This is a genomic window from Flavobacterium piscisymbiosum (assembly GCF_020905295.1).
Classification (GTDB): domain Bacteria; phylum Bacteroidota; class Bacteroidia; order Flavobacteriales; family Flavobacteriaceae; genus Flavobacterium; species Flavobacterium piscisymbiosum.
This window is the reverse complement of the sequence record NZ_JAJJMM010000001.1, coordinates 1,739,605-1,763,969: the sequence shown is the minus strand read 5'-3', so window position 1 is coordinate 1,763,969 and position 24,365 is coordinate 1,739,605. Positions and strand designations below refer to the sequence as shown.

The 24,365-nt window shown below is 32.8% G+C and carries 19 protein-coding genes; 8 read left to right on the top strand and 11 right to left on the bottom strand.

Translation table 11 applies throughout. From position 1 onward, the window contains the following. Nucleotides 1-5: 5 nt before the first annotated feature. On the top strand, nucleotides 6-1,547 hold the full coding sequence (locus tag LNP81_RS07920; protein ID WP_230034823.1) for an MFS transporter: 1,542 nt from the start codon (nucleotides 6-8) through the stop codon (nucleotides 1,545-1,547). On the opposite strand, the gene LNP81_RS07915 is transcribed toward LNP81_RS07920, so the two are convergent. Together LNP81_RS07915 and LNP81_RS07910 are read right to left on the bottom strand one after the other, a co-directional pair. Next, on the bottom strand, nucleotides 1,544-2,326 hold the full coding sequence (locus LNP81_RS07915; protein WP_230034821.1) for a DNA/RNA non-specific endonuclease: 783 nt from the start codon (nucleotides 2,324-2,326) through the stop codon (nucleotides 1,544-1,546). The genes LNP81_RS07920 and LNP81_RS07915 overlap by 4 nt on opposite strands. 120 nt (nucleotides 2,327-2,446) lie before the next feature. Further along, the gene (locus LNP81_RS07910) at nucleotides 2,447-4,633 is read right to left on the bottom strand and encodes a carboxy terminal-processing peptidase (protein ID WP_230034819.1); all 2,187 of its coding nucleotides are present in this window, start codon (nucleotides 4,631-4,633) and stop codon (nucleotides 2,447-2,449) included. Nucleotides 4,634-4,845: 212 nt separating this feature from the next. Here LNP81_RS07910 and surE point away from each other — a divergent pair, with 212 nt between their 5' ends. The 5 genes from surE (at nucleotide 4,846) to LNP81_RS07885 (ending at nucleotide 9,662) form a co-directional block, all read left to right on the top strand. Next, nucleotides 4,846-5,625: a 5'/3'-nucleotidase SurE gene (surE, locus tag LNP81_RS07905; protein WP_230034817.1), complete on the top strand. Its 780-nt coding sequence runs from the start codon at nucleotides 4,846-4,848 to the stop codon at nucleotides 5,623-5,625. Beyond that, nucleotides 5,618-5,890, top strand: coding sequence for a hypothetical protein (locus tag LNP81_RS07900; protein WP_230034814.1), 273 nt, complete (start codon nucleotides 5,618-5,620; stop codon nucleotides 5,888-5,890). Before surE ends, LNP81_RS07900 begins: the two co-directional genes overlap by 8 nt. Before the next feature lie 68 nt (nucleotides 5,891-5,958). Then, nucleotides 5,959-7,071: a lipid-A-disaccharide synthase gene (lpxB, locus tag LNP81_RS07895; RefSeq protein WP_230034812.1), complete on the top strand. Its 1,113-nt coding sequence runs from the start codon at nucleotides 5,959-5,961 to the stop codon at nucleotides 7,069-7,071. 15 nt (nucleotides 7,072-7,086) lie between these two features. Further along, entirely contained in the window at nucleotides 7,087-7,584 is a 498-nt protein-coding gene (locus tag LNP81_RS07890; protein WP_230034810.1) for a C40 family peptidase, read from the top strand. A 56-nt stretch (nucleotides 7,585-7,640) separates the two neighbouring features. Next, nucleotides 7,641-9,662 (top strand): ComEC/Rec2 family competence protein, encoded by a 2,022-nt coding sequence (locus LNP81_RS07885; RefSeq protein WP_230034808.1) that lies wholly within the window; start codon nucleotides 7,641-7,643, stop codon nucleotides 9,660-9,662. An 11-nt stretch (nucleotides 9,663-9,673) separates the two neighbouring features. On the opposite strand, the gene LNP81_RS07880 is transcribed toward LNP81_RS07885, so the two are convergent. The 7 genes from LNP81_RS07880 to LNP81_RS07850 all read right to left on the bottom strand — a co-directional run bounded on the left by LNP81_RS07880 (nucleotide 9,674) and on the right by LNP81_RS07850 (nucleotide 18,905). Continuing rightward, nucleotides 9,674-10,123 (bottom strand): thioredoxin family protein, encoded by a 450-nt coding sequence (locus tag LNP81_RS07880; RefSeq protein WP_230034806.1) that lies wholly within the window; start codon nucleotides 10,121-10,123, stop codon nucleotides 9,674-9,676. 272 nt (nucleotides 10,124-10,395) lie between these two features. Then, nucleotides 10,396-10,848 (bottom strand): thioredoxin family protein, encoded by a 453-nt coding sequence (locus tag LNP81_RS07875; protein WP_230034804.1) that lies wholly within the window; start codon nucleotides 10,846-10,848, stop codon nucleotides 10,396-10,398. 225 nt (nucleotides 10,849-11,073) lie between these two features. After that, a complete protein-coding gene (locus LNP81_RS07870) occupies nucleotides 11,074-11,541 on the bottom strand; it encodes a thioredoxin family protein (protein WP_230034802.1) in 468 nt (155 codons plus the stop codon). Between the two features lie 52 nt (nucleotides 11,542-11,593). Beyond that, entirely contained in the window at nucleotides 11,594-13,078 is a 1,485-nt protein-coding gene (locus tag LNP81_RS07865; RefSeq protein ID WP_230034800.1) for a peptide MFS transporter, read from the bottom strand. A gap of 15 nt (nucleotides 13,079-13,093) precedes the next feature. Further along, nucleotides 13,094-14,752, bottom strand: a complete 1,659-nt coding sequence (locus LNP81_RS07860) for a peptide MFS transporter (RefSeq protein ID WP_230040883.1) — start codon at nucleotides 14,750-14,752, stop codon at nucleotides 13,094-13,096. Nucleotides 14,753-14,828: 76 nt separating this feature from the next. Beyond that, a complete protein-coding gene (locus LNP81_RS07855; RefSeq protein WP_230034798.1) occupies nucleotides 14,829-16,697 on the bottom strand; it encodes a peptide MFS transporter in 1,869 nt (622 codons plus the stop codon). Between the two features lie 36 nt (nucleotides 16,698-16,733). Then, a complete protein-coding gene (locus LNP81_RS07850) occupies nucleotides 16,734-18,905 on the bottom strand; it encodes a S9 family peptidase (protein WP_230034796.1) in 2,172 nt (723 codons plus the stop codon). A 183-nt stretch (nucleotides 18,906-19,088) separates the two neighbouring features. On the opposite strand from LNP81_RS07850, the gene LNP81_RS07845 reads away from it, so the two are divergent. Continuing rightward, nucleotides 19,089-20,402 (top strand): hydroxymethylglutaryl-CoA reductase, degradative, encoded by a 1,314-nt coding sequence (locus LNP81_RS07845; protein WP_230034794.1) that lies wholly within the window; start codon nucleotides 19,089-19,091, stop codon nucleotides 20,400-20,402. A gap of 121 nt (nucleotides 20,403-20,523) precedes the next feature. Further along, nucleotides 20,524-21,444, top strand: a complete 921-nt coding sequence (locus LNP81_RS07840) for a GYDIA family GHMP kinase (protein ID WP_230034792.1) — start codon at nucleotides 20,524-20,526, stop codon at nucleotides 21,442-21,444. Between the two features lie 64 nt (nucleotides 21,445-21,508). Here LNP81_RS07840 and LNP81_RS07835 read toward each other — a convergent pair whose 3' ends face one another. Beyond that, a complete protein-coding gene (locus LNP81_RS07835) occupies nucleotides 21,509-21,919 on the bottom strand; it encodes a hypothetical protein (protein WP_230034791.1) in 411 nt (136 codons plus the stop codon). 252 nt (nucleotides 21,920-22,171) lie between these two features. Then, nucleotides 22,172-24,271 (bottom strand): peptidylprolyl isomerase, encoded by a 2,100-nt coding sequence (locus LNP81_RS07830; RefSeq protein ID WP_230034790.1) that lies wholly within the window; start codon nucleotides 24,269-24,271, stop codon nucleotides 22,172-22,174. Between the last annotated feature and the right edge of the window lie 94 nt (nucleotides 24,272-24,365).

The following is a 24,365-nucleotide window of genomic DNA, read 5'->3' as shown; positions in this document are numbered from 1 at the left end:
TAAAAATGAAGCAAAAATTTTACTCCAGCAAAAACAACATCGCTTTAATCGCTATTTGCCTGGCAACCTTAATGTTCTCACTTGAAATTTCGAGTGTTCCCGTCATTCTTCCAACACTCGAAAAAGTCCTGAATGCTAATCTTAAAGACATGCAATGGATCATGAATATTTATACCATAGGCTGCACCACTGTTTTAATGGCAGCCGGAACCCTGGCAGACCGATACGGCCGAAAACGTATTCTAATTATTACTTTAATTTTATTTGGCATTTCATCATTAGTCTGCGGTTTAGCAGATAATGTAACGCTATTGGTAATAAGCCGTTTCTTTCAGGGAGTAAGCGGAGGTGCGATGCTAATTTGTCAGGTTGCCACTTTATCACATCAGTTTCAGGAAGGAAAAGAACGCAGCAGGGCTTTTAGTATCTGGGGAATTATTCTTGGTGTAGGATTAGGTTTTGGCCCTATAATAGGCGGTTCGATTATAGCACTATTATCCTGGCAATGGGTTTTTCTAATACATGCACCAATTGCTCTACTTGCCGTAATTCTGGTTTACGGTTATGTAGACGAATCTAAAGATCCTGAGGCTAAAAAAATAGACATCTGGGGAATGATTACATTATCTATAGCTGTATTTGGATTAACATACTATATTACACAAGGACCTGATCTTGGTTTTACGAGCTCTATAGCTTTGGGTATTTTAGCCATTACAATACTAAGTTTTGTGTTGTTTTTATGGGTCGAAAAAACCAATCCTTACCCCATGTTTGATTTTACGGTATTTAAAATCCGTAATTTTTCAGGTGCTATTTTAGGATCTATTGGTATGAATTTTAGCTTTTGGCCTTTTATCATTTATCTTCCTATTTATTTCCAAAGTTGTTTAGGATATAATGTCGTGACAGTTGGACTTTCTTTACTCGCTTATACCCTTCCTACTTTAATAATTCCGCCGTTTGCCGAATATCTTTCGGTTCGTTATCGTTCGGGAATTGTAATTCCGTTAGGTTTATTTGTAATAGGATTAGGTTTTATTGTTATGAGATATGGCAGCATTGCAGAACATGCGAGCTGGCTTACCATGCTTCCGGGTTCTTTACTGGCAGGAATTGGGTTGGGTTTAACTAATACTCCTGTAACGAATACAACTACAGGTTCAGTTCCTTCTAATCGTTCTGGCATGGCATCAGGAATAGACATGAGTGCCCGATTGATTACTTTGTCTATCAATATTGCTTTAATGGGATTTATTCTGGTAAAAGGAATTTTCTTCTATTTAAATAATGCCTTTTCCGGAGCTGTCGATACCAAAACATTACAATCAATTTCAGAAAAAATTGCAGCAGGAAATTTTTCATCCCTTAATCAGGATTTTCCTCAGCTAGTAACATTAGATCCTTCTCAATCTATTTTACATGCGGCACTGGCTCATGGTTTTGAAATGATATTACTTTACGGCGGTATTGGTGTCTGGATTTTAGCAATTATGAGTTTTATTCTATTTAATCCAGGAAAAGCACAAAGCAGTTTATCAATTTAAAAATCCTTACTGCTTTTTAAGTTTTTTAAATTTGGGAAGAAATCAATTCCGGTCATTTTTTCTAAAGTTTCAATAGGAACCACAAAATCATACAATGATTGATCGCTATCCTTGTTAGGAACCAGAAATGCAATTGCTTTATGTTCTTTCCCGGTTTTAGCCAAAATAATTTTATAAAAATATTTAGGAACAGCTACTTTTTCTGTTCCTATTTTTTTATCTGAATCGTTCAGAATCCCTCCTGTTACCACATAAATATCATTGTATTTATCAGCCCAATAACGTGTCTTTTGCTCTAATCTGTTCCAAATTCCGCTATTAAAATCGTTATCCTGCGGTGAAATATTCGAAGTATAAAAAGTGTCGTTGTATGCCTTTTGATCAAATTCCATATCTCCGGCAGGACAAAGATGCCCTTTATCATAACCTGATTTTTTATAATTTCTCCAATCTGCAGAACCCGTCGTTACACTTGGATCTTCAACAAAATACGGACGTTTAAAGTTTCCGTTTTTTAGATATTCTTTCTTTAGTTCGTAAGCAACCCATTCTGCCTGCTCAAATTTTTCATTATATGAAAGAGTATAATATTTATGTTTTACAATTTGTTTTGTAGTCGAAGTAGGCAAATAAGAAAAAGTATATACAGAATCTGTATTATTTTGACTGGAAACAAATGTAGATTCCTGATTCTGAACCGTCTCAGTTTTCTCGTTTGTTTCTTTTTTACACGATAATAAAGCAAAACAAATCAAACTTAAAAAAATATAATTCCTCATTCTTCTTATAGTATTATTTTTCAACCAATATTAATTTCGAAATATAAACTTACAAAAAAAACGCTCCAAAAAACCTAAATTTTCTGAAGCGTTTTCTAACAAATTAATTCTATTAAAGAACTAAGATTTTACTAATTTATCCTTTTTCATTTTAGGAGAAACAGATCCTTTTACTACACCACCTTTAGATTGTAAATCATCCAAAACATTCAATGCTTCTTCAACATAAACATCTTTAGATAGTGCCTGATGCCAAGCATCTCTTTTTTCTTTTAAGCTCGCATCACCTTTCATTTCAAGTTCTTCGTATGGTAAAGATTTAAATACCAAATCATTTTTATAATCTGAAATTGGCTTGTATTTTTTACCTTCATTTTCTACTTGTTCCTGAGTTGCTTTAAAACTATTAATATTTAAGCTATAGGTGTTTTCTTTATTTTTAACATCAATCCATTTTGCATTGTCTTCAATCAATTTGAATTGTGCATTTTGAGCGATTCTATCTTTACTATTTGCAATTGCTTTAGTAAAATTCTCATTCGATTTCCAAGTGCTGTAATCTGCCGGATCTATTTTATCCCATGGCATAGCATTATCATTGTCACGCTCTCCCATTTTTAGGTAAGCATAACGATCTGGCATCACAACATCACTATGAACACCTTCTAACTGAGTAGAACCTCCGTTGATTCTGTAGAACTTTTGTCCTGTAATTTTCAAAGCACCAAGATCACCATAATTTGCATTACGAACAAACTGATTTAAATCTAAAACGTTTTGAACTGTTCCTTTACCATAAGTTTGTTTACTACCAATGATAACGCCACGTTTGTAATCCTGAATTGCAGCTGCCAAAATCTCTGATGCCGAAGCAGAGAAACTGTTCACCATAATTACTAATGGTCCGTCCCATTCGATTTTTTTATCTTTATCGTATAAAACTTCTTTCTTTTTTCCTGCCGATTTTACCTGAACAATTGGTCCTTCTTCAATAAACAAACCTGCAATATCAACCACTGTAGATAAAGATCCACCACCATCATCACGAACATCAAGTACAATACCGCTCACATCTTCTTTTTTCAATCTTTCAACTTCAAGAGCGATATCTTTTCCGGCATCACGACCGTCTTTATTTTCAAAATCGATATAAAATTTAGGTAAATAAATTACTCCGTATTTCAATCCGTTTCTTTCTACAATACTAGATTTAGCGTATGTTTCTTCGATTTCAACTATATCTCTTACAATCGAAATTACTTTGATTGTCCCGTCTACTTTTTTAACCGTAAGTTTTACTTCAGTTCCTTTGTGACCTTTAATTTTTTTCACAACATCGTCTAAACGCATCCCTACAACATCTACAGGCTCATCGTTTCCTTGTCCTACTTTTAAAATTAAATCTCCTGATTCCAATTGTTTTCCTTTCCAGGCTGGCCCTCCGGAAATCAATTCATCAATTTGAGTAAAATCATTTTTCTTAGTTAATCTCGCTCCAATACCTTCTAATTTTCCACTGATATTTACATCAAAACGGTCTTTTTCTTCCGGTGCAAAATAACTTGTATGCGGATCAAAACGTGTCATAATTGAGTTTACGTATACAGAGAACCAATCTTCTTTATTCAAATCTTTAATCAAACTAAAGTTATCATCTAAAGATTTTAAAGAACTATCGCGCGTTTCTTTCTCTAAAGTTTCAAAAGATTTCACCTTATAATTAGGATCTGTTTTCTTTTTATCTTCTTCTATTTTTTGTTTTGCTACAAGCGAAGAAAGAGTCGATAATTTAATTTGCTTTCTCCATCTTTCATTGATTTCTGTTGCATTTTTCGCATAAGGCAACTTATCATAATCAGCATTAAAAGTCTCATCAACATCATAGTTGAAGGGCTGTGCTAAAATAGTCTTATAGCGTTTTTTGCTTTCTTCCATACGCTTCATCAATCTTGTATAAGTAAGATTGAAAAACGTTAAGTCCTTATTCAAAAACTGATCGTCTAATTGCAGCTCATATTGTTTGAATTCGTCAATATCAGACTGCAAAAAGAATCTTTTTGAAGGATCTAACGCGTTAACGTAATCTTTAAAAATTCCTTTAGAGAATTCGTCATTTATTTCTGCCGGACTATAATGTCCTTTTTCAATAACAAATGCAAGTAATTCTAAAAGCGTTTTATCTCTGTTCGGGTCCGGATCAACTGACTTATCTGCATTAATTTTAAAAGCAAATAAGGTTAAAGACAAGCATAATACGGCTATAAGTATTTTATAATTTCTTTTCATAAACTTAATAATAGCATTCATCAAATTTTTTAATCTAAGTTAACGGTAAAAACTAAGTCAACATGCCAAGTTCACTATAATTTTTTGTTAAAGATATAAAAATGTTTGATGTTCAAAAATGTTCTTGAATTTAGTTTATAATTTTTGCTTATTTGTTAGCATTCTACCAAAATCAGTTACTACATTTGCTTTTACAAGCCTTAATTTTGATAAATCGAGATAAAATCCAGAGCATGAAAAACGAAAAACCCTTAATATTAGTCACCAATGATGATGGAATTCTTGCACCGGGAATTAGAGCTTTAATAAGTGTAATGGAAACCATTGGTGAAGTAATTGTTGTCGCTCCGGACAAACCACAAAGCGCAATGGGACATGCCATTACTATAAATAATACTTTATTTCTGGATAAAATTTCGAAAGAAGAAGACGTAATAACAGAATACAGCTGCTCGGGAACTCCTGTAGATTGTGTAAAACTGGCCGTAAATGAAATTTTAAAAAGAAAACCGGACCTTTGTGTTTCAGGAATTAATCATGGTACAAATTCTTCTATAAATGTTATTTATTCCGGTACAATGAGCGCTGCTGTTGAGGCAGGAATAGAAGGAATTCAGGCTATTGGGTTCTCTTTATTAGATTTTGACTGGAATGCCGATTTTGAACAAATAAAATCATTTGTAAAAAAAATAACTTTAGAAACCCTCAAAAATAAATTGCCTCCCGGTGTCGTTTTAAACGTTAATTTTCCCAAATTAAAAGAGAACGAGATTAAAGGAATAAAAATTTGTCGTCAGGCGAAAGCCTATTATGCGCAGAAATTCGACAAACGACAAACTCCTTTTGGGAAAGATTATTACTGGCTTACAGGAAAATTTACCAACGAAGATCAGGGAGAAGATACTGATGAATGGGCTTTAGAAAACGGTTACATATCTGTCGTTCCGGTTCAGTTTGATCTAACGGCCCATCACTCTATGCAACAACTTAATACATGGAACTTAAATGAATAAAAAAGACTTACTTATTGGTTTTATAGTTGGAATCTTTACAGCTTTACTTGGCAGCTATTTATTTATCACATTTTTTACAAAATTTGATCTTTCTACAGGAATCCAAATTATAAAGCAACAGGGATATTTAGGAAAAGTAATTACTATAGGTACAGTATTAGACCTCGCCGTTTTTTGGATTCTATTAAAAAGAAACGAAGAACTTAAGGCTAGAGGTGTTGTTCTGGCTGTGATTGTTTTAGCAATTTCTACTTTATTTATTTAAATCTTATCTTTGTTTTGCAAAAAAATTGTTGTGTTTAAAAATTAAAACACACTTTCAATAAAATTCATATGAAATACTACATAATAGCGGGTGAAGCCTCCGGAGATCTACATGGTTCAAATTTAATGAAAGCTATCTACGAGGAAGATCCTCAGGCCGATATTAGATTTTGGGGAGGTGATTTGATGCAAAAAGCAGGAGGAACTTTAGTAAAACACTATCGTGAATTGGCTTTTATGGGGTTTATTGAAGTTATTTTTAATTTAAAAACCATTTTAAACAATATTAAAATTTGCAAAAAAGATATCTTAGAATATCAGCCTGATGTTTTAATTTTTATCGATTATCCAGGTTTTAATATGCGTATTGCAAAATGGGCAAAGGCATTAAATTATAAAACTCATTATTATATCTCGCCCCAAATTTGGGCATGGAAAGAAAACAGAATCAAAGCTATCAAACAAGACATTGACAAAATGTTTGTGATTTTACCTTTCGAAAAAAGCTTTTACGAAGACAAACATCATTTTCCGGTAGATTTTGTGGGCCATCCCTTAATTGATGCGATCCAGAATCAGCCGCCTTTTGATGAAGCTATTTTTAGGAAAGAACATAAATTGGGCGAAAAACCTATTATTGCCGTTTTACCGGGAAGCCGAAAACAGGAAATTACCAAAATGCTAGGCGTTATGCTAAGTGTTGTTGATGATTTTCAGGATTATGAATTTGTAATCGCGGGTGCTCCAAGTCAGGATTATGAATTTTATCAGCAATTTATTAGTAACAAAAACATCGCATTTGTTTCTAATAAAACCTATGATTTACTGCGTTCTTCAACTGCAGCGCTGGTAACTTCCGGAACTGCAACTCTTGAAACGGCTCTTTTTAAAGTTCCCGAAGTAGTTTGCTATAAAGGAAGTTCAATCTCTTACCAAATTGCAAAACGAATTATTACCTTGAAATATATTTCGCTTGTAAATTTAATTATGGATCAGGAAGTTGTAACCGAATTGATTCAGAGCGAATGCAATACAAAACGCATTAAAGAAGAATTACAAAAATTATTGGAACCAACTTATCGCGAAAAATTACTCAAGAATTATGATATTCTGGAGCAAAAATTGGGCGGCGTTGGCGCAAGTAAAAAAACAGCGAAACTTATTGTAGCTGATTTAAAATAATTAAAGATTTTTGGTTTGAAAAAAATACTTCTCATACTTCTTTTAGCCGTTTTTTTTACTTCGTGTAAATCGACATCAACTGCTGTGAGCAAAAACGAATCGAAGACAGAAAACAAAAAAGAAAATAGATATGTAGTTAATAATCTGATTAAAAAAGCAACAGACAATATTGGTGTAAAATACAAAGCCGGCGGAACTACCAGAAGTGGTTTCGACTGTTCAGGATTGGTGTATACTACATTTGAGTCGGAGAATATTAAATTACCAAGACCTTCTTATGAACAGGCAAAAATTGGAAAAATAATTAAAGTTAATGATGCTCAAAAAGGCGATTTAATCTTCTTTAAAACCAATAGAAGCAAACAAATTAATCATGTTGGTCTTATTACCGAAGTGAATTCAAATGAAATTAAATTTGTTCACTCTTCAACTTCAAAAGGGGTTATAATTTCTTCTACCAAAGAGGCTTACTATCAAAATTCATTTGTACAAATCAATAGAGTTCTGGAGTAAACTCAATTAAATAAAATATATCTTTTTTCTTACAAAATATTTAATACTTTTAAACCATGAAAGTATTAGATTTTCCTTTGGCGAAAATTACGATTTGGTTTATTTTCGGCATATTGCTTAGTTATTACTGCAAACCGTCAATTGCTATTGTTGGTCCAATATTTATTGTTGGATTAATCCTTCTTTGTATCTCTTATTTTACAACCCGAAAAAACAAAAAGTTCAATACCTTTTTTGGATTAAGCACCTATTTCATTTCATTTTTCATTGGTGTTCTCACTTTACTATTTCACACCAATTCGCTTCAACAATCAAATTATATTCATTGTAAAAAAGCATTTGAAACTCCTGAAATCATAACCTTTACTTTACGGGAAAAGCTTAAAAGTAATTCTTATAATGACCGATTTACTGCTATAATAAATACCATCGGTAACGAAAAATACTCGGGTAAAATAATCCTAAACATTCAGAAAGACAGCACAAAAAATCCTATTATAGGGAACATCATAAAAGTCAAAACCACGCTGCAACATAACAATTCTTCCAAAAATCCTAATCAATTTGATTACAGTAAATATCTGGCAGACAAACAAATTTATGCCCAAATCTACATCAACAAAGCAGAGATTAGCATTAATAAAAAAATCAAAAAAGACATTTGGTATTACTCTGGCAGACTGCATTCGCGCATAGTTCGCCATCTCGAAAAAGCCAATTTTAATAGTGAAGAAATGAATGTTGCGCTGGCACTTATCCTTGGGCAGCAACAAGATATTTCATCTAATATTATTCAGGATTATCAATATTCAGGAGCTACACATATATTATCAGTTTCCGGATTACACGTTGGATTCATCATGATTTTTATAAATTTTATTCTAAAACCAATTCCAAATACACGAAAAGGTTCTTTGATAAAACTAATTTCCGTTTTGATCTCCTTAACTGCTTTTGCAGTAATTTCAGGATTATCCCCATCGGTTTTACGTTCTGTTGTCATGTTTTCGTTTCTCGCGATAGGAAATCATTTGCGAAGAAGCGGAAGCATTTACCATACTTTACTTGTATCTATTTTGCTAATACTACTTTTCGAACCTTATTTTTTATTTGATGTTGGTTTTCAGTTAAGCTATCTTGCTTTGTTTTTTATTGTATGGTTACAGCCCGTATTAAAAAAAATATGGACACCAAAACATAAAATTCAAACAACGATCTGGAATGCATTAACCGTTTCGTTTGCTGCACAAATTGGCACTCTGCCCTTGTGTTTGTATTATTTCCATCAATTTCCGGGATTATTTTTCGTGACCAATATTGTTATTATTCCAATTTTATCTTTTATAATGATCGCTGGAATTATTATAATGATTCTGGCCATTTTCATCACTCCTCCTCTTATAATCATCGAAATTTTCGAAAAAAGCATTTACCTTTTAAACAAAACAATTCATATTGTTGCTTCGTTTGAGTGGTTCGTAATACGCGATATAAGTTTCAACTTTTATTATCTTCTTACTTTTTATCTGTTTATTATTTCGGCGGTTATTTGGAGTAAAAAACCGACTTACAACCAATTCGCTTTTTTATTAATTACGATAATTTTTTTACAGACATCCCTTATCTACACCAAAAAAGAAATCGAAAACACACATGAGATAATTGTTTATAACACAAAGAAAAATACGCTGCTGTCGGAGAGAAGAGGAAAGAATATTACGCTTTTTACAAATGATACACTTTCGAAAAATAACATTCTCAATTCTTATTTAGTTGGAAATTTTGGAAAGCTAACATCAACCCATAAAATTAAAAATGCTTTGTATTTTAATGGAAAAAAAATATCCATAATAGACAGCTCAGGAGTTTATGAAACCAGAATTCAACCCGATATTTTGATACTTACACAATCGCCCAAAATAAATTTAGAACGTATCTTACAAGATCTACACCCTAAAATAATAATTGCCGATGCATCAAATTCGTATTCGATCCAGAAAACATGGAAATATACTTGTCTCAAAAAAAATATCCCTTTTCACGCAACGAGTGAAAAAGGATATTACAAATTAGAATAAAATGAGCTCATTTATTCTCCATTTAATATCACTTTAGCATCGGAAATCCATCTTTTTGCTCCACCAAAATTATAATCAAGTAAACCAAGTTTGTTAATCATGGGTTTATTTCTTCTAATAGAAGCAGTAGCAAGGCAAACCTTTGGTAATTCCTCAATACCCAACGCTTCCTTTAACTTCACATTTTGTTCCCTCTCTTCTGCAGATAAAGTAGCATCAGACAAATCAAGTTTTAATAAAATAATATTTTTATTGGACCAATCTAAAAAATCACGTGTTGCAAAAACTTCGTTCTGAATACTCTGCGAAATTCCTGATGATGTAAAGAAAATTAAAAGCGGCTTTCTCTGTTCATCGCACATTTTAAGGGCGTCAGCCATATTTGTTTTCCAAATTAAATTTTGTGAATGCAAGAAAGAGGAACCCAAAATAAATAAAAAAATAAGTAGTTTTTGTTTCATATCTAATTCAAGTTTAAGTTGCATTTATTTTACTAATTTAACATAAACGATATAAAAAACACAACGAACAAGCGCTTAATTAACTAAACACTATAAGAAATACACAATCAACAATAAACAATTATTTTTTTGATGGTTTAATAAAAACTGCCACTTTAATTAATAATCAATTAATTAACAGCATAAAGAGGATTTGAAAAAATATCCCTTTTCGCTTAAAAAACGAAAAGGGAATCTACAAATTAAACTAAGAAACTTAATTTAAATTTAATTTATTCACTAGGATGCAAAATTGCATTTGATTCTGCTATCCATGCTTTTGCACCACCTGGTTTGTAGGCAATTTTTCCTAAAGCACTAAATGTTGTTTTATTTTTTCTAATTGAAGCACTCGCAAAACACACTTCCGGCAATTCCTGAACACCAAATGCATTTTTTAATTTGATATTCTGTTCTTTATCACTTTGCTCTGCATTGACATCTGATAAATCCAGTTTTACAAGAACCACATTGTCACGCGACCAAACTGCAAAATCCGGAGTTTTAAAAATTTCATTCTGAAGGTTTTCCGGTACACCTGAGGCAGTGAATAAAATTAGCATTGGTTTTCTTAATTCATTACTTATTGCAATAGCATCAGTCATGTTTGTTCTCCAAACTAAATTTTGTGCATGCATAAAAAATGAACCTAAAAAAAATAGTAGGATAAGTAATTTTTTGGTCATAATATAATTGGTTTTGGTTAGTATAGCATGACGAAATTAACATATTATTTTAATTTTCCAATTTTTATTAATACAAAAAATACATTATATGTTTTTTTACATACAATAAAATATCAAAGCCTTAAAAACAACAAAACAAATGAATAACTTTTCTTACTAAACAAAAAAAACTCCTTACGATAACGTAAGGAGTTTCTACATCTATTATAGATTATTTATTTTGTTTTAAGATTTTTTCGGATGAACAATTCCTTCAGCAACTGTTAACCAGGCAGATGGACCTCCGGCAACATATCCGGTTTGTCCTAATCCTTTAAAATTTACTTTACCATCTTTCGCCTCAGCACTTGTAAAATAAATGGTAGGAAACCCTTGTATTCCAAAAGCTTGCTGTAACTCATTATTCTGATTTTTAATCTCAGGAGTTTGAGGCGTTCTTCTTGGATAATCTAACTCTACTAAAACAACGTTGTCTTTAGCCCATTTTGTAAATTCAGCGGTTTTTAAAACTTCATTTTGTAAACGAATACACCAACCACACCAATCGCTTCCGGTAAAAAACATCAACATTGGTTTTTGCTCTTTATTACTTACAGTAATTGCCTCTCTTACATCTGTATACCATTTTAGTTCTTGCGCCTGCACTGCAAATGCCCCAACTAAAAACAAGGTTATTAAAAATATTTTTTTCATGGCTATTTTATTTTTTGACAAATTTAAACAAAAAAAGAATTCGTATATACGTCTACTTTACTTCTTGCATTAATTTCCTGATAATTGGCGAAATTGCCAATAAAATTACTCCCGCAACAAGCGAATAAATAGCCAGTTGATAATATCCTTCTGTATACGATTGCAGTTTAGAAACTAAAGTATCTCCGGTATTTGATCTGGAAATCTCCGCTCCCAGTTTACCTGCTGCCAATTGCCCAAAAGCACTTGCAAGAAACCATAATCCCATCATCATACCAAAGAGTCTTTTTGGAGACAGTTTTGTAATAATAGACATACCGATTGGCCCTAAACAAAGCTCACCAATAGTGGTTATTAAATAAGCAAAAGTAAACACATTCAATGAAGCGATCCCTTTAGAATCTGCAAAAAATCTGGTCAGATAGAAGATATAAAAAGAAGCCGCAAGAAATAGAAATCCAATTCCAAATTTAATTAAGGTATTAGGTTCAATTTTTCGTTTTCCAAGCCATATCCATAATAAACCAATAAGCGGACTTAAAACAACTACAAAAAAAGTATTCGAGCTATTATTAACAACATTAGGATCAATAGTAAAAAATAACAACTTATCATTTAAATTATCTTTTGCAAAAAGCGACAACGACCCTCCACTTTGCTCGTAAATAGAATTAAACAAGAAATAGAAAAATACAAACAGAAAAGCTGCAAAAAGCTTCTTTTGTAATTTAGCATCTGCTAATTTAAACAATTCATACGCAAAATACAAAACGGCAATCGTACCAATAGTATACATGAAATAATCTGTATATTTAGTATTCTTCACCATTATAAAAATAAAAGGCAAACTCAAAATAGACAAAGCATATACTGCTATCTCACGAATTCTTCTTTTATTTTTTTCTAAGTGTAATAACGGAGAATCCCCAATTGGCCCTAAATGTTTTTTAGTAAATAAAAAGGTAATTAAACCTAAAAACATCACAATAGCAGCCGATAAAAAGCACAATTGCCAAGAATAGTATTTTCCTAAATAAACACATAACGCACCACCAAAAAGTCCTCCGACATTTATTCCGGCATAAAACATTCCGTAACCAGCGTCTCTTCGTCCGTCGTTTTCGTGATACAATTCTCCTACCATCGAGGAAACATTTGGCTTAAAGAAACCAGTCCCGATAATCGAAAAAGCAATTCCGTAATAAAAGAAATCATGAGGCGCAACGGCAATCAAAAGATTACCCAGAATCATTACAATTCCTCCAAAAAATAATGATTTCTTAAATCCTAAAATCTTATCGGCAAAAATACCTCCAATAAAAGTAAAGGCATATACAAAAGCCTGAATAGCTCCATATTGCTCACTGGCATGATCTTCTTTCAAAAAAAGCTGATCTACCATAAAAATAACAAGAACACCACGCATTCCATAAAAACAAAAACGCTCCCACATTTCAACAAAAAACAAATACCACAATTGTTTTGGGTAATTGCCTTTAAAATTTTGAATTTCTTCTAAAGTGATCTTATGCTCCATTTATTTATAAATAATTTAATTGATTCCTCGTTCCTTCATCACCTTATTAAGCTGCTTTACTAAAACAAACATTAGTACGGTTGCAAACATTAACAATGCAAAATTAACCCAAAAAAAGTTAGCTTTATTGTCGTACGTATCCCACATACTAGCCAAAACTCCGCTTAATTTATTTCCTATCGAAGTCGATAAAAACCAACCTCCCATCATTAAGGAAGTAATATTTACCGGACTCAATTTAGATACTACTGATAATCCCATTGGACTTAAAAATAACTCTCCAATTGTTATGATTCCGTAATTTGCTACCAGCCACCATGCACTAACTTTTTCGGCTCCGTCATGACCAATTTGCACAGCTGCGACCATAACTAAAACAGACAGCGCCGAAATTAGCAAACCAAAAGCAATTTTTGTAGGTGTCGAAGGTTCTTTTTTTCTGGATCGTAAAAAAGAGAAAAACGCAACAATCAAAGGGGTTAATATAATTACCCAGGCAGGATTTATAGACTGACTTAAATTGGTTGCCCAAAGATGCACTTTCGCACCTTCTGCAGGTAATTTTTCAGGTGCAACATTTCTAAAATATAGTGGGTAATTTACTTCTGTTTCTACAACTCCATTTGTTTTTTGCAAACGAAATTGTTCGTCATAAACCTCAGTCGAAACTTTTTTATATTCTACTTCTTTGGCTAATTTTAGTTTACCAACAAACTGACCGGCGGTTCCGGTTACTTGTCTGTCTGTATAACGATCTGCCCAGGTAGTAAGCGCCGAGCCATTCAGTTTAAAAACGGCCCAAAATAAAATTACAACTCCAAAAATAGCCAACAAAGCACCAATTGGTCGTTTATCTTCTACTTTAGCTTTAAAATAAAGAGATCCATAAAAGAAAACTATCGGAATACAGGCAAAAATAAAAGCATCTGTACTATCTGAACCAAAGATGTAACTGTCTAAATTAGTTTCTGAAGCAACACCTTTTATCAACCAGCCAATCGCTCCAAAAACAAAAGAAGGCAATAAAATGAACAGAACAATTTTATAAAACGGCATATCGCCTTCCTGAACTCCTTTTTTCTGATCGTAGCCTACATAATGTTTTGTACCTAACAAAAACACAATAACACCTATAAACATACCGACACCAGCTGCCATAAAAGCCCAATGCCATCCTAAAAGAATCTGTAATGCGGCACCAAAGAAATTGCAAATAAAAGCCCCAACATTTATTCCCATATAGAAAATATTGTAGCCTTCATCTTTTTTATCTTTAAACTCTTCTTTAGAATAAAAACTTCCTAATAATGTAGAAATATTGGGTTTAAAGAAACCATTACCTACAATCACCAAAGTCATGGCAATGTAAAGTACGGTAATATCGTGCACCCCCATCAGGAAGTAACCAATACCCATTAAAATTCCGCCAAAAACAATAGATTTTTTGTAGCCTAAATACCTGTCAGCAACAAGACCTCCAATAAAAGGGGTTAAAAATACCAATGCAATAAAAGTTCCGTATAAGTCAGAAGCTTCTTTTTCTGTCATTGCAAAACCATCCTTTACATCTTTTAGATATAAAGTAAAAATCCCGATCATTAAATAATAACCAAAACGCTCCCACATTTCAGATAAAAATAAATAAGGAAGTGCTTTTGGGTGTTTTTTCCACATAACTGTAATCTCTTTAAAATTAAAATTACCTACAAGCCTAAACCTGTAGGTAATTTTCATATATCATTAGTACTATTTATCGAACACCGTGCATCATCTTTTTCAAGAATGGAGTCAAAGCAAATAATATAATTGCTGCGATACCGGTTAAAACAACAAATACCATAAAGAATTCATATAAGTTGTGAATAATAAATCCAGCAAATTCTGGATATGAAACTGTAATAATATTCTTCTCCTTAAGAATATCCAATTCTTTTGCCGTAAACGTTGTGTCTTTCGCTGTAAAATTATTTACAAATTCAACTTTGGCTTTTGCAGCAACATCTCTCTGACTCTTTATCTCAGCGATAGTTTCAATCTTTTTTTCTACATCTAACTTAAATTCTTTAGATTTTTCTTTATCAATTTTTGCTATCTGTAATTGCGCCAAAGCAAATAATTCTGCGCCATTTGCAACAGATTTATTTTCCAAAATTGATTGCAAATCAATATTTACCTTTTCCGCTGCTTTATACTTATCACCTGTTGGAGGCAAAATAGAACCTAAAGTCCCTCCTAAAGCATAACCTGAAGCATTAGACAAAAAGAAAACACCAAACAAAAGAGAAGCAAAACGTTTTGGAGATAATTTACCAACCAATGACAAACCAATTGGAGACAAACACAACTCAGCACAAGTATTCAAGAAATACAATAAAATAAGCCATTTAACCAATAACAATCCCGAGGTCCCAATATAAGATACCTGAGTAGCAATCATAAAGAAACTCACAGTAATCACCACCAAACCTATAGCTAACTTTACAGGAGAAATAGGCTCCTTACTTTTTGCTCTTAGATAATCCCATAAAATACTAAAAGGAACTGCAAGAACGACAACAAATAATCCATTAAAAATCTGAACCATCGATGGAGGCATTTGCCATCCAAAGAAATTCCTGTCAGTTTGATTATTCGCAATAAAAGTTAATGATGAACCTGCTTGTTCAAAAGCCGCCCAAAAGAAAATAATAAAAAATGAAACGATATAAATTACAATAATTCTATCTCTTTCAATTTTTGTCAATGAAGAATCAGATATTATCAATCCTGCTAAAGCTAATCCACTAGAATAAATTAAAGTATAAATTAAATTCTGACCTACTACGTAATGAAAAAATAGACCTAAAACAAAAAATGCAATTCCTGCACCGATTAAAGCTTTATTAGAAAAATTAGCTTTTTGTGCCTCTCCTTCTTCAAAATCTTCAGCAACATTTTTAGAAGGTAAACCTCCTAATGGTCTCCCTTCTGGAGATACCACATATTTATTTTTCAAGACATAAAAAAGTAATGTACCTAAAAGCATCGCTACAGAAGCTGCCAAGAATCCCCATTTAAAAGCATGAATATCTCTAACACCTCCTTTATCAACTACATCTCCTAATAAAGGACATATTGACTGACCTAAGAAGGCACCAATATTAATTCCCATATAGAAAATTGTAAAAGCAGTATCAAGTTTTGTTTTTTCCTGTTTCGGATACAAACTCCCCACCATACTGGAAATATTTGGTTTGAAAAATCCGTTACCAAAAACAATAACCCCTAAGCCACAGTACATTATAGCTTTTGCTAAACTCAAATTAGACTCAAAAACACTACCACTGGTAAACAATAACATTTGTCCAATTGCCATTAGCAATCCGCCTAATAAAATACAGTTTCTGTTACCTAAAAAACGATCGGCTACAAAACCTCCCAACATTGGCGTTAAATAACAAAGTCCAAGGAAACCTCCGTAAATTATAGAAGCTTCTTCTTCCTTCATCAATAATGAATTCACAAGAAATAAAGTTAATAAAGCTCGCATTCCATAAAAGTTGAATCGCTCCCACATCTCCGTTCCAAACAATACCCAAAGTCCTTTTGGATGCGCAGTTTTTACTTGAGTTTCTCCCATATTATTTATTATTTGATTAAGGTTTAAAGTTTTAGATTATAAATTTTCTTTGATAAAGTTAGTCATTTTATTATAAAGCTGAATTCTCGTTGCACCGCCATAAATACCATGATTTTTATCCGGATATATCTGAGAATCAAATTGTTTATTCGCCTGAATCAGCGCTTCCATCATTTGCATAGAGTTCTGCACATGAACGTTATCATCACCTGATCCATGAATCAATAAAAACTTACCTTTTAATTTACTAACATGGTTTATTGGAGAGTTTTGATCGTATCCGCTTGCATTTTCCTGTGGAGTCTGCATGTATCTTTCTGTATAAACGCTGTCGTAAAAACGCCAGTTGGTTACCGGAGCAACTGCAATCGCCATTTTAAATACGTCATTCCCCTGAAAAATACAGTTCGAAGCCATAAATCCGCCGTAACTCCATCCAAAGATTCCAATTCTTGCAGCATCAACATAAGGATAAGCTCCAATTACTTTAGCAGCATCAATCTGATCCTGAACTTCGTATTTCCCTAATTCTTTTTGAGTAACTTTTTTGAAATCAGCACCTTTAAAACCAGTTCCTCTTCCGTCGATACAAGCTACAATATAACCTTGTTGCGTAAGTGAGGCAAACCAATAATCATCAGAATTATTCCAATCATTGTTTACCTGCTGAGATCCCGGACCAGAATATTGGTACATGAAAACAGGATATTTTTTTGAAGGATCAAAATCTTTTGGTTTCAAAATCCAGGCGTTCAATTCGTTTCCTTTAGCCGTTTTTAAAACAAAAAATTCTTTTGTTGGCAAATTATAGCTTTTCAATTTAGCAGCAAGAGCCTCATTGTTTTCGATAACCTGAATCTCTTTACCCGTTTTAGACTCATTTAAAGTATAAGTCGTAGGCTGAGATGCGCTTGAGAAAGTATTGATAAAAAATTGAAAGTTAGGACTAAAAGTAGCTACACTTGTTCCCACTTTCGATGTTAAACGTACTTTGTTTTTTCCGTCTAAACCAATTCTGTAGATATCTCTGTTGATAGAACCATTTTCTGTAGATTGGTAGAAAATAGTTTTGTTTTTTTCGTCGAAACCGTAGTAAGATACAACTTCCCAGTTTCCTTTTGTAACCTGATTTTTAAGTTTTCCTGTTTTATCATATACATAAATATGATTAAAACCGTCTTTTTCGCTTGTCCAGATAAAGCTATTATCTTTTAAGAAAGTCAAATTGTCTGTAACATCAACATACGCTTTGTCTTTTTCATTTAGAACCACTTTTGCAACAGCTGTAGTCCCGTCAACAAACAGTAGATCAAGATTATCCTGATGGCGGTTTAAAACCTGAGCCGATAATACGTTATTATCATTTGTCCATTGTAACCTTGCAATATAAAAGTCATTATAATTATCTAATGCTACCTTTTTAGTGCTATTTGTAGCTGCATCATATATATGTAATGAAACTACCGAATTTTTCTCTCCTGCTTTAGGATATTTGAACGTTTCGATAGTTGGATATAAGTCTTTATGGAACATCGACATCGAAAATTCCGGAACCTGGCTTTCATCAAAACGAATGTAGGCTAGTTTTTTACTGTCTTTACTCCAGTCAAAAGCCCGGACAAAAGCAAATTCTTCTTCATAAACCCAATCCGTAATACCATTAATGATTGCATTTTTCTTTCCATCGGTTGTAACTGCTGTAGATTTTTTTGAAGCTACATCATATACATAAAGATTATTTTCTTTAGCATAAGCAATTTTAGTTCCGTCAGGCGAAAAAGTTGGTTCCTGAACCTGAAAATTAAAAAGTTTTGTAAGTGATTTTGTTGTTATATCGTATAAAAAATAATCTGCCGTAAAAGAGTGACGAAAGATTTTATTTGTATTACATGCAATTAGGATCTTTTTTTCAGAAGCATCAAAAGTATAGCTATCAATTCCATCAGCAAGATCCTTATGATTTTTAGTATCAATTAAGTTCGATACTTTTTTTAGCGTAGCAAAATCGTATAAATCAATTTGCATACTTCTACTGGCCTGATCTACATTTAAAACTGTGTATTGGTCGGTATTCTTTAGCGATTGCAGCTCATCCATTCCTTTTGCACGAAATGCTCCGCTATAAATATCTTCGACAGTAATTTTTTGTTGACCAAAAACAGTAGCCACTAAAAATAAAAGTATTACAGTAATTTTACTCGTATTCATTGAGAATTATTTTAAATATAAAAAAGAGCCCAATTTTAGTAAAAAAAATGAACATAATACACATTTCAACTGTTAAATGTTAAAAAAAATAACGATTGCGTACTTTTCAAATTTGAAATACATTACAAACAAAACTCTTAAAATGGTATCTTTGCTGCCACATTATTATTTAAAATACTGAGAATGAACAACGCTGTTGCCGGATTTTCTAAATTATCCAAAAAAGAAAAAATAAACTGGATCGCCAATACCTATTTTTCAAGCCCTGAAGAAGCACTAAATATTATAAGAAATTACACAAATTCAGACGAAAAGCTGCAGCAGTTGCATGACGAATTCATCGAAAACACCCTTACAAACCTTTATATTCCACTTGGAGTTGCTCCTAATTTTTTAATCAACGGAAAATACAGAACGATTCCAATGGCAATTGAGGAAAGTTCTGTGGTTGCAGCGGCCTCAAAAGCAGCAAAATACTGGTCAACACGTGGAGGTTTTAAAGCAACTGTAATTGATACCGAAAAAATTGGTCAGGTTCACTTTACTTTCAACGGAGACGCACAAAAACTACAATCTTTCTTTGATCAGATAAAACCAAATTTTTTCTCTGACACGCAAAGCATTACCAAAAATATGCAACAACGTGGCGGGGGAATTTTAGATATAAAACTAAAAGACAAAAGAAGTTTATTAGAGAATTACTTTCAACTTCACGCTACTTTTGAGACCAAAGACAGCATGGGAGCTAATTTTATCAACTCTTGTCTGGAGCAATTTGCGACTACTTTAAAAGAGGAATTTCAAAATTCTGATTTATTTTCAGAAGATGAAACACTAAAAGTAGTGATGAGTATTTTGTCTAATTATGTTCCTAATTGTATTGTTAGAGCCGAAGTTTCATGCCCTATCGAAGATTTAACCGAAAAACATATTCCAAATCCGCAAGAATTTGCAGAGCGTTTTTTACAAGCTGTACAAATTGCCGAAGTCGAACCTTTTAGAGCCGTAACCCATAACAAAGGAATCATGAACGGAGTTGATGCCGTAATTCTGGCAACCGGAAATGACTTTAGAGCTGTTGAAGCCGGAGTTCATGCCTACGCTTCAAAAAATGGTCAATATGCCAGTTTATCTCATGCTAAAATCGAAGACGGAATTTTTACTTTCTGGCTCGAAATTCCTTTAGCATTAGGAACCGTTGGTGGATTAACCTCTTTACATCCTTTGGTAAAATTATGTTTTGACATCCTCGAAAAACCATCTGCAAAAGAATTAATGCAAATTGTTGCCGTTGCTGGTTTGGCGCAAAACTTTGCCGCATTGCGATCACTAACTACAACCGGAATTCAGGAAGGTCACATGAAGATGCACCTAAACAATATCATCAATCAATTTGAAGCAACCGAAGAAGAGCGTCGTTTAATTAAATCTCATTTTAAGAAAAACGCCGTATCTCATAGCGCCGTTGTAGAATTTATCGAAACCATACGCAAATAATTACTTGCTCTGAAACTAGCTGAAGGATAAGGAGCTATTCCCGCTATCCGTTACAATCTTTTGTTTTTTAAAGAAAAAAACAAAAGAATTTTCACTACTATCGGGGCTAAAAAAATACAGAATGAAAACAACTTTTTATAGTAACGGAAAACTCCTGATTACAGGCGAATATTTAGTTTTAGATGGCGCCAGGGCTTTTGCATTACCCACAAAATTTGGACAAAATTTAATTGTAGAAAATAGCACCAATCAGGAGATTCAATGGAAAAGTTACGATTCTGATGAGCACCTTTGGTACGAAGACACGATCTTATTTTCCGAAATTAGAAATAATGTCGATTCAAAAATAGAAACTGTAAAAACGACTTTAATTCAGATTTTACATGAAGCGTATCTTTTAAACCCTGATTTTATAAATAATTCAGAAGGATATAAAATCAGCACTCAACTTACATTTCCTAAAAAATGGGGACTTGGTACTTCTTCTACTTTATTAAACAATATCGCTCAATGGGCCAACATTGATGCTTTTACACTCTTAAGAAACAGTTTTGGAGGAAGCGGTTATGATATTGCCTGCGCACAAAACGACAATCCGATTGTGTATCGCCTTGAACAGAACTTACCGGTTGTAGAAACAGTAAACTTTAGTCCTGATTTTACCCAAAACATTTATTTTGTTTACCTCAATAAAAAACAAAATAGCAAAGCAGCCATTAATGCTTATTACAATAATAAAAACCAACATTTAGCCCATAATATTATTGATAATAATAAAATCACCGATATTATTCTAAATGCAAAAACCGTAAAAGAATTTGCCCTTGCAGTAGAAAATCATGAAATTCACATGAGTGACATTCTTGAAATACGCACTATAAAAGAAGTTGCTTTTCCGGATTTCAAAGGCGTTGTCAAAAGTCTTGGAGCCTGGGGTGGCGATTTTGTAATGGCAATTGCAAAAGAGAATCCAAAAGATTATTTTATTTCAAAAGGATACGAAACCATTCTTACTTATGATGAAATGATATTACAGCAATAAAAAATATTTATTGCAACCGTTATAAAAGCAAAAAAGTAAACTATTCGTTTACTTTTTTTTTATTTTACGATGTCTTCTCCAGATGTCTAACTTTTTGAGTTTCCAGCTCGTTTGATTCTATCAATGTATTGTGTAGGCGTTCCGCCATTTTTTCGATACTGTTATTAATAGAATCATACACAACTTCCATCCTGCGATGTTTCTCCTCCTTTACGGCTTTCAAAACATCTTCAACAAAAGCTTTGTCGTATTTTTCAGCAACAGAATCACGAGTATTCGTTAATCTAATTACATAATCATTACTCATGATCGTAACCTTAAAGTGTTGCTCTTCATTACTCAAATAATATTTACCTCCCAACTCATCACTATTGATGTCAGTACTGCTAAGTTTTAAAAGCTCCGTAATTATTCCAAAAATATGATTCTCTATTTTGGTATAAACTCTTGGTCTCTTTTTCAACAAATTAAACATAAACATTAGATGTTTGATTATTAAAGTATTTGTTCATCATTCTTTAGTTCTTTATTTAAATTATAAAAATGAAAATTCTGAACAAATTAACTGTAATATTCTGAATATCACAAACTTTTTAAGTATTATCCTATATAATCAATTCTTATTTTACATAAAAAAAGACTGAACCCAATGTACTCAAATAAAAAGCCCGAAACATTCATCAGAATGTTTCGGGCTTTTATATTTTAGATTTTTATCTACTAAAAACTAGTAGTTAAATTGTAATCTGTTATCTTCAATTTTAGCATTAGCTTTCAAAGCTGGTAAAATTCTGCTTGCATCAGATGCGCTTTGAGCTTTTACTTTAGCAACATATTCTGCATGGTTAGCAATTGCAGGAGCTTTTACAGTACTAATGTTTTTTACAACATATACTCCGGTATTACCTTCAATTGGAGCAGAAATTTTATTTGCAGTTAATGCGAATGCATTACCAACAACTTTAGGCTCTTGCCCAACTCCACCAGGTAAAACTGGGTTATCCATAGTAACATCAGCTGCTTGTTGAACTGCTACGCCAGCGCTTTTAGCAACAGCTTCGATTGTAGAACCTGTCATTTTAGCTTTTAACATTTCAGCTTTTTTCTTGTTTTTCAAGATTGACTCAACATAAGGTCTTGCCACTGTTACAGAAACTAAACCTGATTTGTTTTCGCTTTTGTACTGAGCAATTACGTGACCAATATTAGCAATTTCGAAACGTTTTACGTCACCTTTGCTAGTTTCTTTGTCGTAAGCCCATCTAATAATGTTACGTTGGTTTCCTAAAGGACCAAACGCTTCATCCATAGCTTTTGCAGTTACAGGAGGAGCTACTTTTAAACCTAACTCTTTTGCTGTAGCATTAAAATCTTTATTAGCAGCATCCATTTCGAATTTAGTTGCTAATGTAAATACTTTATCAGAAGTAGCTTCAGAAGGCTCAATTTTTTGAGCAATTGTAGCTAAACGAATTCCGTCTTGTTTATCAGTAATTTTGATAATGTGAAATCCAAAAGGAGTTTCTACTAAACCAACTTTTCCAATTCCGTTATTGAATACAAAATCATTGAATGGTTTTACCATTTGGTTTGGACCAAAATATCCTAAATCACCACCTTGTTGTGCAGATGAATCATCAGAACTTGTAAAAGCCAACATCATGAAACTATCCGGATTTGCCTGAACCTGAGCCAAAATTTCTTCTGCTTTAGCTTTAGCTTCTTCTTTAGTTCTTTTTTCTTTTTGGTTTGGAGTTTGAGATCCTTCGTAACCAATTAAAATATGACTTGCTTTTGCGTTAACACCAGCTTTAAATCCTAAAGATTTAGAAATAGCATAATATCTTCCGTAAACATATGGTCCGTAAATTGCTCCTGCTGGTAAGCTGAATAATTTATCAGCATCAACAGCCGGTAAAGCATTTTTAGGAACATAAGTAGAATCGTAAGGAACATCAGAATTTGAGTTTACAAATTCTGCAATGTTGGTTGCGTTTCTAAAACCTGGCAAAGTATCGTTTTTACCTGTTTTTGCGTTATATTCTACTCTTCCGTTTAAAAGAGCAGTGATTTTAGCTTTAATTTCAGCTTCGTCTTCTTTTGAAGCTTTGTCTTCTACTAAAACATATTGAATTTCACGAGTTGCATCCGCTTTGAATTTTTTCTCGTTTTTCTTCATATAATCTACAATTTCTGAATCAGAAATTTTTACTTCGCTATCTTTAATAGAAGAATATAATGCAGCAGCATAAGCAAAGTTTACTTTGTTAGCTTCCATTTCATATTTCAATTTTCCTTCGCTAGCTGTAGTATAAAGACCTGCTTTTACTAATGTGCTGTAGATTTGGAATTTTGCGTTTAATTCAGCGTCTTTTTCTTTTTCAGAAATATATTGTGCTGCTTCAGGATTAGCTTTAAAGTATTCTTTAAATTTAGCTACATCAAAAGCACCAGCAGCATTTAGGAACATTGGGTTTTTACCAATATTTGGATCTGATTTTAAAACTTCAAGTAAGTGTTTCTCACCTACTCTTAATCCTAATTTATCAAACTGAGAAGATAATAATGCGATTGAAACTTCTTGATCCCAAACTCTGTTTGCAGCTTCAGTGGAAGTAACTCCTTGACCACTTTTTTCAACATTACTAACTTTAACTCTAAAGTCTTCAAAAGAAATATCTTTTCCGTCGATGCTTCCCACATCCTTTGAACTTTGACTAAATGTTCCTTTACCGATTAGATCTTGTATTATAAATGCAAATAATGCAAGTGCAATAACTCCTATCAATAAAGCGGAACGCTGTCTAATTTTTGCTAAAACTGCCATTTTTATTATCGTTAATTTTATATTCAGTTTGCGAAAATACAATTATCTAGTTAATAACAATACAACTAGCGTTTTATTTTACACAAATTTTTTC